Source organism: Cupriavidus sp. UGS-1, from assembly GCF_021213615.1.
Lineage (GTDB): Bacteria > Pseudomonadota > Gammaproteobacteria > Burkholderiales > Burkholderiaceae > Cupriavidus.
The window spans coordinates 1-14,474 of sequence record NZ_JAJQJF010000023.1 but is presented as its reverse complement, the minus strand read 5'-3'; the positions used below and the strand labels follow the sequence as shown (position 1 = coordinate 14,474).

At 69.4% G+C, this 14,474-nt stretch carries 16 protein-coding genes; 9 read left to right on the top strand and 7 right to left on the bottom strand.

Annotated elements, in window-relative coordinates; translation table 11 throughout:
• Positions 1-50 precede the first annotated feature (50 nt).
• Both rsxB and nth read left to right on the top strand, forming a co-directional pair.
• The gene (gene rsxB, locus LRR16_RS22195; protein ID WP_043437378.1) at positions 51-839 is read left to right on the top strand and encodes an electron transport complex subunit RsxB; all 789 of its coding nucleotides are present in this window, start codon (positions 51-53) and stop codon (positions 837-839) included.
• The gene (gene nth / locus LRR16_RS22190) at positions 836-1,480 is read left to right on the top strand and encodes an endonuclease III (RefSeq protein WP_006580006.1); all 645 of its coding nucleotides are present in this window, start codon (positions 836-838) and stop codon (positions 1,478-1,480) included. The genes rsxB and nth overlap by 4 nt, the downstream gene beginning before the upstream one ends.
• A gap of 40 nt (positions 1,481-1,520) precedes the next feature.
• Here the strand turns inward: nth and LRR16_RS22185 are convergent, their stop codons facing one another.
• Both LRR16_RS22185 and LRR16_RS22180 read right to left on the bottom strand, forming a co-directional pair.
• The gene (locus tag LRR16_RS22185) at positions 1,521-2,108 is read right to left on the bottom strand and encodes a malonic semialdehyde reductase (RefSeq protein WP_232207132.1); all 588 of its coding nucleotides are present in this window, start codon (positions 2,106-2,108) and stop codon (positions 1,521-1,523) included.
• A gap of 84 nt (positions 2,109-2,192) precedes the next feature.
• Positions 2,193-3,125 (bottom strand): DMT family transporter, encoded by a 933-nt coding sequence (locus LRR16_RS22180; RefSeq protein WP_064573165.1) that lies wholly within the window; start codon positions 3,123-3,125, stop codon positions 2,193-2,195.
• Positions 3,126-3,260: 135 nt separating this feature from the next.
• Here LRR16_RS22180 and LRR16_RS22175 point away from each other — a divergent pair, with 135 nt between their 5' ends.
• Both LRR16_RS22175 and LRR16_RS22170 read left to right on the top strand, forming a co-directional pair.
• Positions 3,261-3,692, top strand: a complete 432-nt coding sequence (locus tag LRR16_RS22175) for a DUF1841 family protein (protein ID WP_006576813.1) — start codon at positions 3,261-3,263, stop codon at positions 3,690-3,692.
• A 141-nt stretch (positions 3,693-3,833) separates the two neighbouring features.
• Entirely contained in the window at positions 3,834-5,162 is a 1,329-nt protein-coding gene (locus LRR16_RS22170) for a phospholipase A (protein WP_064573769.1), read from the top strand.
• Positions 5,163-5,224: 62 nt separating this feature from the next.
• On the opposite strand, the gene LRR16_RS22165 is transcribed toward LRR16_RS22170, so the two are convergent.
• Positions 5,225-5,641 carry a co-chaperone YbbN gene (locus LRR16_RS22165; protein ID WP_006576815.1) on the bottom strand — a complete coding sequence of 139 codons (417 nt, stop codon included), beginning with the start codon at positions 5,639-5,641 and terminating at the stop codon, positions 5,225-5,227.
• Between the two features lie 89 nt (positions 5,642-5,730).
• Positions 5,731-6,318 (bottom strand): nucleotide exchange factor GrpE, encoded by a 588-nt coding sequence (gene grpE, locus LRR16_RS22160; RefSeq protein WP_006576816.1) that lies wholly within the window; start codon positions 6,316-6,318, stop codon positions 5,731-5,733.
• 265 nt (positions 6,319-6,583) lie between these two features.
• Between grpE and LRR16_RS22155 the strand changes: the two genes are divergently transcribed.
• Positions 6,584-6,781, top strand: a complete 198-nt coding sequence (locus LRR16_RS22155; protein ID WP_006576817.1) for a hypothetical protein — start codon at positions 6,584-6,586, stop codon at positions 6,779-6,781.
• Positions 6,782-6,794: 13 nt separating this feature from the next.
• On the opposite strand, the gene LRR16_RS22150 is transcribed toward LRR16_RS22155, so the two are convergent.
• From LRR16_RS22150 to hrcA, 3 genes are all read right to left on the bottom strand, one after another.
• On the bottom strand, positions 6,795-7,190 hold the full coding sequence (locus LRR16_RS22150; RefSeq protein WP_006576818.1) for an RNA-binding S4 domain-containing protein: 396 nt from the start codon (positions 7,188-7,190) through the stop codon (positions 6,795-6,797).
• The gene (gene hemH, locus LRR16_RS22145) at positions 7,187-8,302 is read right to left on the bottom strand and encodes a ferrochelatase (RefSeq protein ID WP_023263767.1); all 1,116 of its coding nucleotides are present in this window, start codon (positions 8,300-8,302) and stop codon (positions 7,187-7,189) included. The genes LRR16_RS22150 and hemH overlap by 4 nt, the downstream gene beginning before the upstream one ends.
• Positions 8,303-8,366: 64 nt before the next feature.
• Positions 8,367-9,404: a heat-inducible transcriptional repressor HrcA gene (hrcA, locus tag LRR16_RS22140; protein ID WP_006576819.1), complete on the bottom strand. Its 1,038-nt coding sequence runs from the start codon at positions 9,402-9,404 to the stop codon at positions 8,367-8,369.
• A 102-nt stretch (positions 9,405-9,506) separates the two neighbouring features.
• Between hrcA and LRR16_RS22135 the strand changes: the two genes are divergently transcribed.
• From LRR16_RS22135 to LRR16_RS22120, 4 genes are all read left to right on the top strand, one after another.
• Complete coding sequence (locus LRR16_RS22135; protein ID WP_006576820.1) at positions 9,507-10,424, top strand: NAD kinase; 918 nt, start codon at positions 9,507-9,509, stop codon at positions 10,422-10,424.
• Positions 10,425-10,506: 82 nt separating this feature from the next.
• Positions 10,507-12,225 (top strand): DNA repair protein RecN, encoded by a 1,719-nt coding sequence (recN, locus tag LRR16_RS22130; protein ID WP_064573163.1) that lies wholly within the window; start codon positions 10,507-10,509, stop codon positions 12,223-12,225.
• An 80-nt stretch (positions 12,226-12,305) separates the two neighbouring features.
• Complete coding sequence (locus tag LRR16_RS22125; protein ID WP_232207131.1) at positions 12,306-12,797, top strand: hypothetical protein; 492 nt, start codon at positions 12,306-12,308, stop codon at positions 12,795-12,797.
• A 193-nt stretch (positions 12,798-12,990) separates the two neighbouring features.
• The coding region (locus tag LRR16_RS22120) for a S8 family peptidase (RefSeq protein ID WP_232207130.1) at positions 12,991-14,474 on the top strand (1,484 nt) is incomplete at its 3' end.

The window sequence follows — 14,474 nt, the reverse complement described above, 5'->3', positions numbered from 1 at the left end:
CCGCCGATTCCGCTTCCGCACCCTCCGCCGACGCCCACCGGGACGCCGATCTGGCGGCCGCTTTGGCGCCCCTGGCCGACCGGCTCGACGCCCTGCTGCCCCAGACGCAATGCACGAAGTGCGGCTTTCAGGGGTGCCGGCCTTATGCCGAGGCCATGGCGCGCGGCGAAGCGGACTGCAACCGCTGCCCGCCCGGCGGTGCCGAAGGCATCCGGCGGCTGGCGGCAGAGCTCGGCACCGCGCCGTTGCCGCTCGATACGAGCCACGGCACCGAACATCCGCGAGCGGTCGCGCGCATCGACGAGACGCTGTGCATCGGCTGCACGCTATGCATCCAGGCCTGCCCGGTCGACGCAATCGCTGGCGCCGCCAAGCAGATGCACACCGTGCTGCCGGACTGGTGCACCGGCTGCGACCTGTGCGTGGCGCCCTGCCCGGTCGACTGCATCGCGATGATCCCGGTCACCGGCGAGCGCACCGGCTGGGACGCCTGGTCGCAGCCGCAGGCCGACGCGGCCCGTGCCCGCTACCTGTCGCGCAAGCAGCGGCTGGTGCGCGAGCGCGAGGAAAACGAAGCGCGCCTGGCGGCCAAGGCCGCCGCCAAGCTGGAGGCGCTGCGCCAGGAGGCCGCGTCGTCCGAGGCCGAACGCCAGGCGCAGGAGCGCAAGAAAGCCATCATCCAGGCGGCCATCGAACGCGCGCGCCTGAAGCGGCAGGCTGCCCAGCCGCTCAACGCCGCACAGGGCGATCCGGTTGACCGCGCCGAGGCCGCGCCGGCCGCCGCTCCGCCCGGCCATCCCGACCATCCCGTCCCCTCCGACACCAAGCGACCACAATGAACGCCGCCAAGTGCCGCGCGCTGTTTGAAACCCTCAAGGAAACCAACCCGTCGCCGACCACCGAACTCGAGTACAGCTCGCCGTTCGAACTGCTGATCGCGGTGCTGCTGTCGGCGCAGGCCACCGATGTCGGCGTCAACAAGGCCACCCGCAGGCTGTTTGCGATCGCCAACACGCCGCAGAAGATCCTGGCGCTGGGCGAGTCCGGCCTGATCGAGTACATCAAGACGATCGGCCTGTACAAGACCAAGGCGAAGCACGTGATGGAGACCTGCCGCATCCTGGCCGAGCGCCACGGCGGCAAGGTGCCGGCCGAGCGCGAGGCGCTGGAGGCGCTGCCGGGCGTCGGCCGCAAGACCGCCAACGTGGTGCTGAACACCGCCTTCGGCCATCCGACCGTCGCGGTCGACACGCATATCTTCCGCGTCAGCAACCGCACCGGACTCGCGCCCGGCAAGACCGTGCAGGCGGTCGAGATGAAGCTGCTCGAGGTCGTGCCCGACGAGTTCCTGCACGACGCGCATCACTGGCTGATCCTGCATGGGCGCTACGTCTGCAAGGCGCGCAAGCCGGAGTGCTGGCATTGCGCGATCGAGACGCTGTGCGAGTACCCGGACAAGACGCTGCCGCCGCGGCTGTGAGCGCGCCGGCGGCCAGCCGGCCGGCCGGCGCATCAGACCATCAAACGATGCGGCAGGCCTCGTCGAAGCTCAGGCGCGGATTGCGCGGAAACAGCTTGTCGGCGTCGCCATAGCCCAGGTTGATCAGGAAGTTGACCGACCAGTTGCCGTCGGGGAAGAACGCGGCATTGACCTTGGCCGGGTCGAAGCCGCTCATCGGGCCGCAATCGAGGCCCAGCGCGCGCGCCGCCAGGATCAGATAGGCGCCTTGCAGCGAGCTGTTGACCAGCGCGTCGCGCGCGATCTTCTCCGGCTGGCCGACATACCAGGAACGGGCATCGGCATGCGGGAACAGCTTCGGCAGCTGCTCGTGGAAGGCGTTGTCGAACGCGACGATCGCGGTCACCGGGGCCGAGCGGGTCTTGTCGACATTGCCCGGCGACACGCACGCGACCAGTTTCTCCTTCTGCGCCGCGGTCTTGACGAACACGATGCGGGCCGGCGTGCTGTTGGCCGCGGTGGGGCCGAACTTCATCGCCTCATACAGCTGATGCAGCACGGCGTCGTCGATCTGCCGGTCCTGCCAGGCGTTATGCGTGCGGGCCTCGGTGAACAGTTGGGCGATGGCGGCCTGGTCGAGCGGTGTCATGCGGAATCCTCGGCAAAGTTCGGGAAAGGGCGCATTCTACCGACGGCCCCCACCCATTCCACGCCAAGGATTTCAGCAAGCCGTTCAATTTTGTTGTACAGGCGCCGGGGCCGTGCCCTTGCGGGTCAGCCACAGCACGCCAGCCAGGATCAGCCCGCCGCCGATCGCCTGGGTCATGCCGATCTGCTCGCCGAGCAGCAGCGCGGCCAGCAGTACCGTGACCACCGGCTCGAGCGTGGACAGCATCGAGGCCTGCGCCGCGCCGAGCCGTTGCAGGCCGGCGAAGAAGGTCAGGATCGCCAGCACCGTCGACAGCAGCGCGATGGCCGCCAACGCCAGCCAGCCGCCGGCATCGGCCGGAAACTGCGGCGGCACGCCGGCCGCCGCGCGGGCCAGCGCGGCGCCAACATAGACGACCGCGGCCGCGATGCAGACCACCGTGGTGGTCGCCACCGGGTGCACGCCGGGCGTCAAGCGCGCGCCGACGATGATGTAGATCGAATAGATCAGCGCCGACGCCAGCCCCAGGCCGATGCCGAGCGCACTGCCCTGCCCGCCGCCGACGGTCAGTCCCGCGCCGACCGAGCACAGCACCAGCGCGGTCACCGCCGCGCCGGTCAGCTTCTCCTTCAGGAACAGTGCCGCCATCACCGTGACGAAGACCGGATACAGATACAGCAGCAGCGCGACCAGGCTCGCCTGCGCATGGTTCAGCGCGCTGAAGAAGCAGAACGACTGGCCGACATAGCCGATGCCGCCCATCGCCGCCAACGCCAGCACGCGCGGCCACGGCGGCAGCGCGATCCGCTGCCAGCGCATCACCGCCGCCAGCGCGATCGCGGCCAGCACGAAGCGCACCGACAGCAGGCCATAGACGTCGGCACCCGCGTCATAGGCAAAGCGCGCGAAGATCGCCATCGCGCCGAAGGCGCTGGCCGAGATCGCGATCAGCAGCACGCCGGCGAGCTTGTCGCCGGCATGCCGCAGCGGGGTCGATGAGCGTGGGGAAGCGGTCATGGAGGGAGGCCGGCCCGGTGGCGAGGTCAACGATCCCGCATTCTAGTCGGCATGCGGCCCCTGCGGCACAGTGCTCCATCGAGCGGAGGGCGCGGCCGGCAAGTCCGCGGACCGTCGTTTACAATCCGCCCCATCATGTTCAATCCCTCCCGTGAAGAAGTCCGCCGGTTCTTTTGCGAAGCCTGGCGCAAGCAGGGCGCCAACGACGTGCTGACGCCGCTCGAGGCGATCGCCGTCGACTGGATCCGCGCCCATCCCGAATATCACGACCAGTTGGCCGATGCCGAGGCGGCGGTCGCCGAGGAATTCACGCCCGAACGCGGGCAGACCAACCCCTTCCTGCATCTGGCCATGCATCTGTCGATCGCCGAGCAGGTATCGGTCGACCAGCCGCGCGGCATCCGCCAGGCCTTCGAACAGCTGGCGCGCCGGCTCGATTCGCCGCACGAGGCGCATCACCAGATGATGGAATGCCTCGGCGAGATGCTGTGGCAGTCGCAGCGCAGCGGCCTGCCGCCCGACGGCGAGCACTACATCGCCTGCGTCCAGCGCCGCGCGCGCGGCTGACCTCCCGCCCGGTGCCGGCCGACCGGCCGGTACAAATCGTCACAGCCAGCGCGGCCGGCCCCGTGCTAGGCTTTGCCGCGTTGCCATTCTCGGCCGTGCCAAGCGTCGTATCCGGCACGGCACGCCAAACAATCTCCGATGATGCCGTTGCTCCGAACCCCGTCCGCGGGCCGTCGTCCGCGCCTGCTCGCGCCCGCCGCCGCCGTCTCCGCGATCTCCGTCGCGCTCGCCGCCCTGTACGCGCCCTCCGCCGATGCCGCGATCGCGCTGCTGCAGCCTCCGCGCGTACTGGACGGCGCGCAGCCGCTGCGGCTGACGCTGCTGGTGACCGCCGACACGGCCAATCGCAGCTATCTGGTGCCCGACACGCTGGAAGTGGTGGCCTCGCCCGAAATGCTGGCGCCGGTGCGCATCACGATGCGGCGGATCACGCCTGGGCCGTCCACGGTGCGCCTGCGCCGCGGCGAGAATCGCACGATCCAATACCAGGGCGAGATCCCGCCGACGCTGCGCGGCCAGATCCGGCTGGATCCGGTGGGCCTGGACGCCGCGCCGGTGCTGGTGACGCTGAATCAGTCGGGGCTCACGCCGCCCGCCACCGCGGCGACGCCATCCACCTCCGCAGCGCCGGCCACCGCCGCCGCCACGCCGGCTGACGAGGGCGATCAGCATGCCGATGTCGCCGCGACGCCGGTCGAGCCGGTGCTCCAGCCGAAGGGACCGGGCCAGCCCGTCTACGATCAGCCGATCCTGACCGGCGGCAGCCGCCTGACCTTCAACGATCCGATGTACTACGCGGTCGGCGCGCACGGCGGCGCCAACGCCAAGTTCCAGTTCAGCTTCAAGTACCGGATCTTCGAAGGCCGCGACCCGAATTCGCGCTACTGGCTGGACAACCTGTACCTGGGCTACACGCAGTTCTCGCTGTGGGATCTGTCGGAGGAGTCGAAGCCCTTCCACGACACCAACTACCGGCCCAGCATCTTCTACTACCTGTCCGATACCGGCGTGCGCAATCGCTGGATCAGCCGGCTGTCGGTGGCGACCGGCCTCGAGCACGAGTCGAACGGCCGCGACGGCGACCAGTCGCGCAGCATCAATACGCTGTTCCTGAAGCCGACCTTCCACTTCGGCGAGCCGGACGACTGGCACTGGACCGTGACGCCCAAGCTCTACTACTACCTGGAGAAGAGCGACAACAGCGATATCGCGCGTTACCGCGGCTATATGGATCTGCGGGTCGCCTACGGCAAACCCGATTCGTGGGAGCTGGCGGCGACGGTGCGCAAGGGCACGCGCCAGTGGTATGGCAGCGTGGATGCGCAGTTCACCTACCCGATGGGCCGGCTGATACCGGGCACTGCCGGCTACCTGATGGCGGGCTACTTCGTCGGCTATGGCGAGAGCCTGCTTGACTACAACCGCAAGACGCCCTGGCAGTTCCGCATCGGCTATTCACTGAACCGCTGATCCGCTGAACCGCTGGCTGGGCCGCTGGGCCGGTGCCGGGCCGCGCAGCGGCGGCGGATCCGTCATCCGGCCAGCGGCTTGCCGCTCGCCTTCAGCCGCGCGTTGGCGACCGCCGCGGAGAACTGTCCGATGCCGTGCCAGCCGGTGGCGCGGCCCAGCTTCTTGCCGCGGTGGAAGAACATGAACACCGGGATGCCGTACAGCCCGAAGCGCCGTCCCAGCGCCGGATGCGTGTAGACGTCGGCATGCAGCCAGTGCAGATCGAGCGCGCGCAGCGGGTCCGGGTTGGCCAGCATGGCCTTCTTGGCCATCTCGCAGTTGTAGCAGTCCTCGCCCCAGAAGAACACGCAGACCAGTTCGTCACCGGCGGCCGCGAGCGCGTCGTCGATGGTGTCATGATCGACCGCGCGCATGCCGAAGGCCTCGAACGCGCGGTGATCCGTATGGGGCGCCGGCGCTGCGCCGAACGGGTAAGGCATCGCATTTCTCCACAAACGAGAACGCCCGGTGCCGACACGGCGCCGGGCGTGGCTGCGCATCGGTGGCAGGCCGGTCTGCCCGCCGCCCCTTACTTCGGCGCAGCCACCGTCACCAATGCGGGCCGCAGCACGCGGTCCGCGATCAGATAGCCGCGCTGCAGCACGGCCACCACCGTGTTCGGTTCCTGCTCCGACGGCACCATCGAAATCGCCTGGTGCCGATGCGGGTCGAACTTCTCGCCGACCGGATTCAGTTCGACCATGCGGCCCTTCTCGAAGGCGCTGGCCAGTTGCTTGGCGGTCAGTTCGACGCCCTCGCGCAGCTTGCCGATATCGCCCGATCCATCGGCCAGCGCGGCCTGCAGGCTGTCCATCACCGGCAACAGATGCTCGGCGAAGCTTTCGATGGCGAACTTGTGCGCCTTGGCCACGTCCTCCTGCGCGCGGCGCCGGATGTTCTCGGACTCGGCGACGGCACGCAGATACAGGTCGTAGTTCTCGCGTGCCTTGGCTTCCTGTTCCGCCAACTGCGCGGCAAACTGCGACGCGTCATCCGCGGCGGCGGCGGGCTCTGCCGATGGATTGGGCGTGGCCGATTGCGCGGCTTGCGCTTCGGCGGCCTGGTCGGCGGGCGAGGTCGGCGGCGTGTTGGATGGCGTTTGCTTCTGGTCTTCCATGTCGATCCGTTTCAGAACAAGTTGCGGCCGCACAGGGCGGTCCGCCTGGGGTCAATCGGAATTCAGCTGGCAACTGGTGGCGCCAAGCCGATATTTCAAGAGCGGATGGACATCTGCAACGAAACATCAGCTTACAAACTTAAACCAGTGCTGCGAGAAGTGAAATTGCTTTGCTGCAGTGCAGCTTCTAAGATAAATCCAAAAAAACGACAACACTGCCGGGGTGCCGTCTCCTATTGCAGTCCTTCCTGCCGGGGTAAGGGCCATGCGCAAGCTGCCGAAGCCGTCCAACAAAACGCCGAAGTTCTCTCCGAAGTTCTCGCTGTTCACGCTGCTGGTTCTTCTTTCCGTGGCGGCGCTGACCGTCTTCGTCTGGCTCTCCGATGGGCTGACCCCACGCGACAGCGTGGCCGGCGGTGCCGATCCCGCGCTGCGCCAATACATCATCCAGTACTCCCGCTGAACATTGCAGCGGCTTACCCTTTGAAGCCGTCGATGCGGCGGCGGTCCCGCTTGGTCGGGCGCCCTTGCAGTTGCGACGCCGGCTCGACATGGAGACGCCGCCGCTCGGCCTCCGCGGCGCGCCGCGTCCGGCTCTCCTCGGTTTCCTCATAGAGCGTCTGGGCCACGGACGCTGGCCCGCGGGCCGGGGCGATGCCCTTGACTACCAGCTCCCAGCGCTGCTGATGGGCGTCGATGCGCACGGTGTCGCCCGGCTTGACCTCGCGCGAATTCTTGCATGGCTGCCCGTTGACCTCTACCCGGCCCCGCTCGACGGCCTCGGCCGCCAGCGAACGGGTCTTGAAGAAGCGCGCGCACCACAGCCACTTGTCGATCCGCTGCCGCGCATCGTCCTCGTACGACGGATTCATGCCGCGGCCCCCCTTGCCTGCGCCAGCGAGCGCCTCGCTTCCAGTTCGTGCGCATGCGGCAGCCGCAACGGCCAGCCCTGCATATGCTGCAGCGCGATCTCCGACAGCGCGGTGATCCAGAACGGCGCGTCGTTCAGGCACGGAATGAAGTGAAATTCCTTGCCGCCGGCGACCTTGAATTCGGACTGCCCTTCCATCGCGATCTCCTCCAGCGTCTCGATGCAGTCGGCCGGAAAGCCCGGGCAGAATACGTCGACCCGCGCGGTGCCGACCTTGCCCAGCTCGGTCAGCGTCGGCGCCGTATAGGGCTGCAGCCACTCTGCCTTGCCGAAGCGCGACTGGAACGTGACCTGGTACTGGCCGGGCTGCAAGCCCAGCGCCTCGCCCAGCATGCGGCCTGTCTTCAGGCATTCGCAGTGATACGGATCGCCCAGCTCGAGCGTGCGCCGCGGCACGCCGTGGAAGGACAGGATCAGCCGGTCGCCGCGCGCGAAATCCGGGGCCCCATGCTGGGCCCAGTAGGCGCCGACCTGCTGGTGCAGCGCGCCCAGATAGGCCGGGTGGTCGTGAAAATGTTTGACCAGCCGCAGTTCGGGCTGATTGCGCCATTCGCCGAGCACGCGAAACAGTTCGTCAAACGCGGTCGCGGTGGTGGTGCCGGAATACTGCGGGTACATCGGCAGCGCCAGGATGCGCTCGCAGCCCTGGCGCCGCAGCGCCTCCATCACCGAAGGGATCGACGGGTTGCCGTAGCGCATTGCGCAGGCCACCGTCACGTCATGCCCCTGCTGCGCCAGCAGCTGCTGCAGCGCATGCGCCTGCCGCTCGGTATGGACCAGCAGCGGCGAGCCGGTCCGGTGCGCCTCGCGCAGCCAGATCGATTCGTACTTCAGCGCCGACGCGCGCGAGCGCAGCGGCAGGATCAGCCCGTACAGCACCGGCAACCAGGCCGCGCGCGGAATCTCGACCACGCGCGGATCGGACAGGAACTGTTTCAGGTAGCGGCCGACCGCCTTGGGGGTCGGCTCGTCCGGCGTGCCCAGGTTGATCAGCAGGATCGCCGTGCGGGGCGCCTGCCCATGGCGGTAGGCCGGTTCTGCGGTAAAGGTCATAGGGATTCCGGTATCGCCGGGGCACGAAGGCCGCCCTGCGCGTGGCGGCCCGCCCTGGCCGCCATCAGTTCTGGCTGCTCAGCGCGCTCGACAGCAGCCGCGCCGTGATATCGACGATCGGGATCACCCGGTCATAGGCCATCCGCGTCGGGCCGATCACGCCCAGCGTGCCGACGATCTGGCCGTCGACCTCGTACGGCGCGGTGATCACGGCCATGTCCTCGAGCGGCACCAGCCGGCTCTCGCCGCCGATGAAGATCTGCACGCCCTCGGCGTGGCTCGACACATCGAGCAGCTGCAGCAGGCTGGTCTTGTGCTCGAACACGTCGAACAGCCGGCGCAGCTTGTCCATGCTCGAGGCCAGGTCCTCGACCTCGAGCAGCTTGCGTTCGCCCGAGATATAGACCTGCTCGTCCTCGTCGGCCATCGCGCTGCTGCCGGCCTCGACCGCGGCCTGCATCAGTTCCGACATGTCGATGCGCAGCGCCTTCAGTTCGTCGCGCAGCCGCTCGCGCACGGTGTCGAAGCGCATGCCGGCGTAATGGGTGTTGATGAAATTGGCCGCCTCGACCAGCTGCGACGCGCTGTAGGGCAGCTCGGTCTGGATGATGCGGTTCTGCACGTCCCCTTCCGGCGTCACGATGATCAACAGGATGCGCTTGTCGGACAGGCGCATGAATTCGATCTGCCGGAAGGCCTGCGCGCGGCGCGGGGTCATCACCACGCCGGCGAACTGCGACAGGTTCGACAGCGTGCGCGCGGCCGACGTGATCATGCGCTGCGGGCTCTGCTCCTGCGCGCCGAGTTCGCCCTGGATCAGACCGGCCAGCTTGGTGCGGTCGAACTGGGTATCGAGCGGCTGGGCCGTCAGCATGGTATCGACGAACAACCGGTAGCCGCGCGGGGTCGGAATGCGCCCCGCCGACGTGTGCGGGCTGGCGATGAAGCCCATCTCTTCCAGGTCCGACATCACGTTGCGGATGGTCGCCGGCGACAGGTCCAGTCCCGAGTACTTCGACAGCGTACGCGAGCCGACCGGCTGCCCTTCGGCGATGTAGCGCTCGATCAGGGTCTTGAGAAGGGTTTTCGCTCGTTCGTCCATGGTGTCCCGATTTTACGCAAGTTTTGCGCGGTGGGGCTCGCTCTGGCACTCGCCCCCCGGGCCGTGCTGACAATGGTCATGGCGGTATGGTCTAATCCGGGCATGTCTGCACACCCCAAGTCCGGCGCCGCGCACGCGCCCTTTCGCACGGTCGCCCTGGTCGGCAGGTATTCGACCGCGGGCATCGAAGGTCCGCTCGAGGAACTGGCGGCCTGCATCCTGCGCAACGGCCAGGACGTGGTGTTCGAACGCGAGACCGCGCTGGCGACCGGCCTGACGGACTACCCGGCGCTGTCCGCCGAGGAGATCGGCCGCGAGGCCGACGTCGCGGTGGTGCTCGGCGGCGACGGCACGCTGCTCGGCATCGCGCGCCAGCTGGCCGGCTTCTCGGTGCCGCTGATCGGCGTCAACCATGGCCGCCTCGGCTTCATGACCGACATCCCGCTGGAGGATGTGCAATCGGTGCTGCCGGCCATGCTCAGCGGCCACTACGAGCCCGAGAACCGCATGCTGCTCGAATCGCGCGTGATCCGCGACGAGGGCGTGATCTTCTCCGCGCTGGCCCTGAACGACGTGGTGGTCAATCGTTCGGGCATCTCCGGCATGGTCGAGCTGGCGGTCTCGGTGGACGGCTACTTCATGTACAACCAGCGTTCGGACGGCCTGATCGTGTCGACGCCGACCGGATCGACCGCCTATGCGCTGTCGGCCGGCGGGCCGATCCTGCATCCAACGCTGTCGGGACTGGTGCTGGTGCCGATCGCCCCGCATGCGCTGTCGAACCGGCCGATCGTGCTGCCGCACGACGCCGAGGTGTCGATCGAGGTCGCCACCGCGCGCGATGCCAGCGTCAACTTCGACATGCAGTCGCTGACCTCGCTGCTGCCGGGCGACCGCATCGTGGTGCGCCGCTCGGCCAAGACCATCAACCTGCTGCACCCGGTCGGCTACAACTACTACGCGACGCTGCGCAAGAAGCTGCACTGGCACGAGTACCCGACCGAAGACAACCGGCTCTGAGCGCAAGCGTCCCGCATCGTCTGCCGCCCGCCCCAGCCGGTCCGATCCCTCCCCTAGTCATCGCCGCCCTCCGTCTCCGAAGATGCTGCGCAGCCTGTCCATCCGCGATTTCGTCATTGTCGATACGCTCGACCTCGACTTTTCCGCCGGCTTCACCGTGTTCACCGGCGAGACCGGTGCCGGCAAGTCGATCCTGATCGATGCGCTGGCGCTGGTGCTCGGCGAGCGCGCCGATGCCGGCGTGGTGCGCGAGGGCGCGGCGCGCGCCAGCGTCAGCGCCACCTTCTCCACGCACCCCGCGCTGGACGCCTGGCTCAACGAGCAGGCGCTGGCCGAGGACGACGGCAACGTGCTGCTGCGCCGCGTCGTCGATGCCAACGGCCGCAGCAAGGCCTTCATCAACGGCAACGCGGCCACGCTGGCGCAGCTGCGCGAGGTCGGCGACCAGCTGGTCGACATTCACGGGCAGCACGCGCATCAGCTGCTGCTGCGGCCGGACGCGCAGCGTCTGCTGCTCGACGCGCATGCCGGCCTGACCGCGCAGTCGGCCGCGGTCGCCGAGGCCTGGCGCACCTGGCGCGCCTGCGTGCGCCAGCGCGAGGCGGTCGAACAGCAGTCGCGCGAGATGCAGCTCGAACGCGAGCGGCTCGAATGGCAGGTCGGCGAGCTCGACAAGCTGGCGCCGCAGCCCGATGAATGGGAGGCGATCCAGGCCGAGCACAAGCGGCTGTCGCACGCAGCCAATCTGCTCGAGGGCGGCCGCGCCGCGCTCGACGGGCTGTCCGAAGCCGACGGCGCGGTGCTGTCCGCGCTCAATGCGATGGTCCACCGGCTGCGCCAGCTCGCCGAGGTCGATCCCGCGCTGGGCGATGTGGTGACCGCGCTGGAAGCGGCCGAGGTGCAGGCCGAGGAAGCGGCCCACTCGCTGACCCGCTATGTCGACCGGCTCGAGCTCGACCCCGAACGGCTGCAGGTCGTCGAGGAGCGGATGCAGGCGCTGCACACCGCCGCGCGCAAGTTCCGCGTGCCGCCCGAACAGTTGCCCGACGAATTGCTGGCGCGCCGCCAGCAGCTCGACGACCTGCAGGCCGCACAGGACCTGAACAAGATCACCGCGCGCGAGGCCGCGGCCCGCGCCGCCTACCTGACCATCGCGCGCCACCTGAGCGACGCCCGGCGCCAAGCCGCAGAGCGGCTGTCGGCCGCGGTCACCGAGGCGATGCAGGGCCTGTCGATGGCCGGCGGCAGCTTCACCGTGGCGCTGCATCCGATCGACGAAGGTGCCAGCCATGGACTCGAACAGGTCGAGTTCCTGGTCGCGGGCCATGCGGGCGTCAGCGCGCGGCCGCTGGCCAAGGTCGCATCGGGCGGCGAACTGGCGCGGATCAGCCTGGCGATCTCGGTGATCACCAGCGAGGCCGCGCCGACGCCGACGCTGATCTTCGACGAGGTCGATACCGGCATCGGCGGCGCGGTCGCCGAGGTGGTCGGCCGCCGGCTGCAGGAACTGGGCCGCGCCCGCCAGGTACTGTGCGTGACCCACCTGCCGCAGGTCGCCGCGCAGGCCGGCACGCATCTGCTGGTCAGCAAGGAGACCGTCAGCGATGGCGGCGAGGCCGTGACGCGCTCGCAGATCCGCGTGCTCGACGCCGCCGGCCGCGTGGTCGAGACCGCGCGCATGCTGGGCGGTGCGACGGTGACCGCCACCACGCTGCAACATGCGGAGGAAATGCTGGCGCAGGGTGCGCGCGGAGTCCCGGCGGCCAAGGAAGGCCGGCGCGCGCGCCGCGCGGCGAGCTGACGCCGGCGGCGCACGGCTGCACCGACGCGCCGACGCACCATCGACTCGCAACAATCAATCGCACCGACACAGGAAACCCCATGCTCTTCGCCAAGCCGCCCTCGTCCCTCGACGATCCGTCCGCCACGACCGGCGCCGCCGGCGCGGCGCGCCGCCCGGTGAGCCGACCTGCGCGCCGCACCACGCGCCGGCTGACACTGGCGGTGGCGCTGTGCGGCCTGGCGCTGGCCGCCGCCTGCAGCTCGAAGCCGGCCGTCCCGCCGCCGGGCAGCATCACCGACGACCGCGCGGTCGGCGACATCCTGGTGCGCTTCACGCCGCCGGCCGTCGATACCTCGCTGCAGGCCGGCGAACTGCTGGCCCAGGCCAAGGGACCGATCCGCTTCGTCGTCAAGCGGCCGATGTCGGGCGGCACCTGGCTCGTCACCGCGATCTCGCCATCGCCGGAGGCCACCATCGAGCAGGCGGTCACCACGCTGCGCGCGCTGCCGCGGATCGAGGCGGCAGAGGCGGACCGCCGCCTGACGCCCAGCCGGCCCAAGCCGACCGGGCGCGACATGCCCGCCGACTGAAGACGCAGCGCCGGCGGCCGTTAACCGATCGAGAAGCGGATCGAGGCAAGCGAACCGCCCCGAACGTCACCCCGATAGCGTGCGCTGTCGGACGGCCGCCGATTGCCCGACCGCATTCCCGTGACTATCGTTTAGCCACATGCCCGCGAGCGCCGGCCGCTGCACCCCGGCTTCGCCCTTCCCGGAGGTGTTCATGCCGCGTTCGATTCCGCCCGTCGCCCTGCGTCTGGTCCTGGCCGCCGCCATCTCGGCGGGCGCCCTGCTGCCCCCCTCGGCCGCGATGGCCGCCCCGAATCCGGACGCCCGTCCGGCACCGGTCTACAGCGGCAACATCATCGTGCGCTGGAAGGATGCCCCGGCCGGCAGCGCGCTGATGCCGGCCGAGGCCGCCGCCGAACAGGTGCGCAAGGTGGCCGAGCAGACCGGCATCGGGCTGACCGTCAAGCGGCAGATGGGCGGCAACCTGGCGCTGCTCGGCGTGCCGGCCGGCAAGGGCGCCGATCCCGAGGCGGTGGCCGCGCAGCTGCGCCAGGATCCGCGCGTCGCCGACGCGGTGCCGGACCGCTGGCTGCGGCCGCACGACACGGTCCCCAACGATCCCGAATTCGCCATCAACCAGCCCTATCTGGGCTCGCCTTCACTGGTGCCCGGTGCCGCGAATCTGCCCGCGGCCTGGGACCGTTCGCGCGGCAATGAAAACCTGGTGATCGCGGTGGTCGATACCGGCGTGCTGCGGCATCCGGACCTGGCCGCGCGGCTGGTCGCCGGCTATGACTTCATCGCCGATCCGCAGTTTTCGCAGGACGGCGACGGCCGCGACGGCGATCCGACCGACGCCGGCGACTTCGTGCCGCAGGGTTTTGCCTGTCCCGGCATGCCGGCCGCGCCGAACCTGCGGCCCAGCACCTGGCATGGCACCCGCGTCGCCAGCGTGCTCGGTGCGGTGACCAACAACGGCCAGGACGTTGCCGGGGTCGACTGGAGCGCCCGCATCCAGCCGCTGCGCGTCTCCGGCCGCTGCGGCGCGCTGCTGTCCGATACCGTCGACGCGATGCGCTGGGCCGGCGGCCTGCCGGTGCCGAACGTGCCGAACAACCCTACGCCGGCACGCGTGGTCAATATCAGCCTCGGCGCCGGCAGCTGCAGCACCTTCGAACAGCAGGCCGTCGATGAACTGGCCGCGCGCGGCGTCGTCGTGGTGGCCGCCGCCGGCAACAGCGCCGGCGCGGTCGAAGCGCCGGCCGACTGCCGCGGCGTGATCGCGGTGACCGCCCATGTCAACGACGGCGAAAACGCCAGCTATGCCAACGTCGGCCCGCAGATCGCGATCAGCGCGCCGGGCGGCGGCTGCGCCAACAGCAAGGTGTCGAACAACACCTGCCTGGCCCCGCCGTCGACGATCCGCACGCTGAGCAACGATGGCGAAACGACGGCGCGCAACTACACGCTGGTGAACTCGCAAGGCACGAGCTTTGCGGCGCCGATGGTGTCGGGCGTGGCCTCGCTGATGCTGGCGGCCAATGGCAACCTGTCGACGGCGCAAGTGACGGAGCTGCTCAAGAGCAGCGCGCGCCCGCATCCGGCCAATACCTATTGCACGACCGGCAGCAATACGAACACGTGCGGAGCCGGCCTGCTGGACGCCGATCGCGCGCTGCTGGCGGCGGCCGGAGCGCC

What these genes read in the sequence shown, in the direction of transcription:
- nth (WP_006580006.1), top strand. Translation starts at nt 836, where the DNA reads ATGAACGCCGCCAAGTGCCGCGCGCTGTTTGAAACCCTCAAGGAAACC.
- LRR16_RS22185 (WP_232207132.1), bottom strand. Translation starts at nt 2,108, where the DNA reads ATGACACCGCTCGACCAGGCCGCCATCGCCCAACTGTTCACCGAGGCC.
- LRR16_RS22180 (WP_064573165.1), bottom strand. Translation starts at nt 3,125, where the DNA reads ATGACCGCTTCCCCACGCTCATCGACCCCGCTGCGGCATGCCGGCGAC.
- LRR16_RS22175 (WP_006576813.1), top strand. Translation starts at nt 3,261, where the DNA reads ATGTTCAATCCCTCCCGTGAAGAAGTCCGCCGGTTCTTTTGCGAAGCC.
- LRR16_RS22170 (WP_064573769.1), top strand. Translation starts at nt 3,834, where the DNA reads ATGCCGTTGCTCCGAACCCCGTCCGCGGGCCGTCGTCCGCGCCTGCTC.
- LRR16_RS22165 (WP_006576815.1), bottom strand. Translation starts at nt 5,641, where the DNA reads ATGCCTTACCCGTTCGGCGCAGCGCCGGCGCCCCATACGGATCACCGC.
- grpE (WP_006576816.1), bottom strand. Translation starts at nt 6,318, where the DNA reads ATGGAAGACCAGAAGCAAACGCCATCCAACACGCCGCCGACCTCGCCC.
- LRR16_RS22155 (WP_006576817.1), top strand. Translation starts at nt 6,584, where the DNA reads ATGCGCAAGCTGCCGAAGCCGTCCAACAAAACGCCGAAGTTCTCTCCG.
- LRR16_RS22150 (WP_006576818.1), bottom strand. Translation starts at nt 7,190, where the DNA reads ATGAATCCGTCGTACGAGGACGATGCGCGGCAGCGGATCGACAAGTGG.
- hemH (WP_023263767.1), bottom strand. Translation starts at nt 8,302, where the DNA reads ATGACCTTTACCGCAGAACCGGCCTACCGCCATGGGCAGGCGCCCCGC.
- hrcA (WP_006576819.1), bottom strand. Translation starts at nt 9,404, where the DNA reads ATGGACGAACGAGCGAAAACCCTTCTCAAGACCCTGATCGAGCGCTAC.
- LRR16_RS22135 (WP_006576820.1), top strand. Translation starts at nt 9,507, where the DNA reads ATGTCTGCACACCCCAAGTCCGGCGCCGCGCACGCGCCCTTTCGCACG.
- recN (WP_064573163.1), top strand. Translation starts at nt 10,507, where the DNA reads ATGCTGCGCAGCCTGTCCATCCGCGATTTCGTCATTGTCGATACGCTC.
- LRR16_RS22125 (WP_232207131.1), top strand. Translation starts at nt 12,306, where the DNA reads ATGCTCTTCGCCAAGCCGCCCTCGTCCCTCGACGATCCGTCCGCCACG.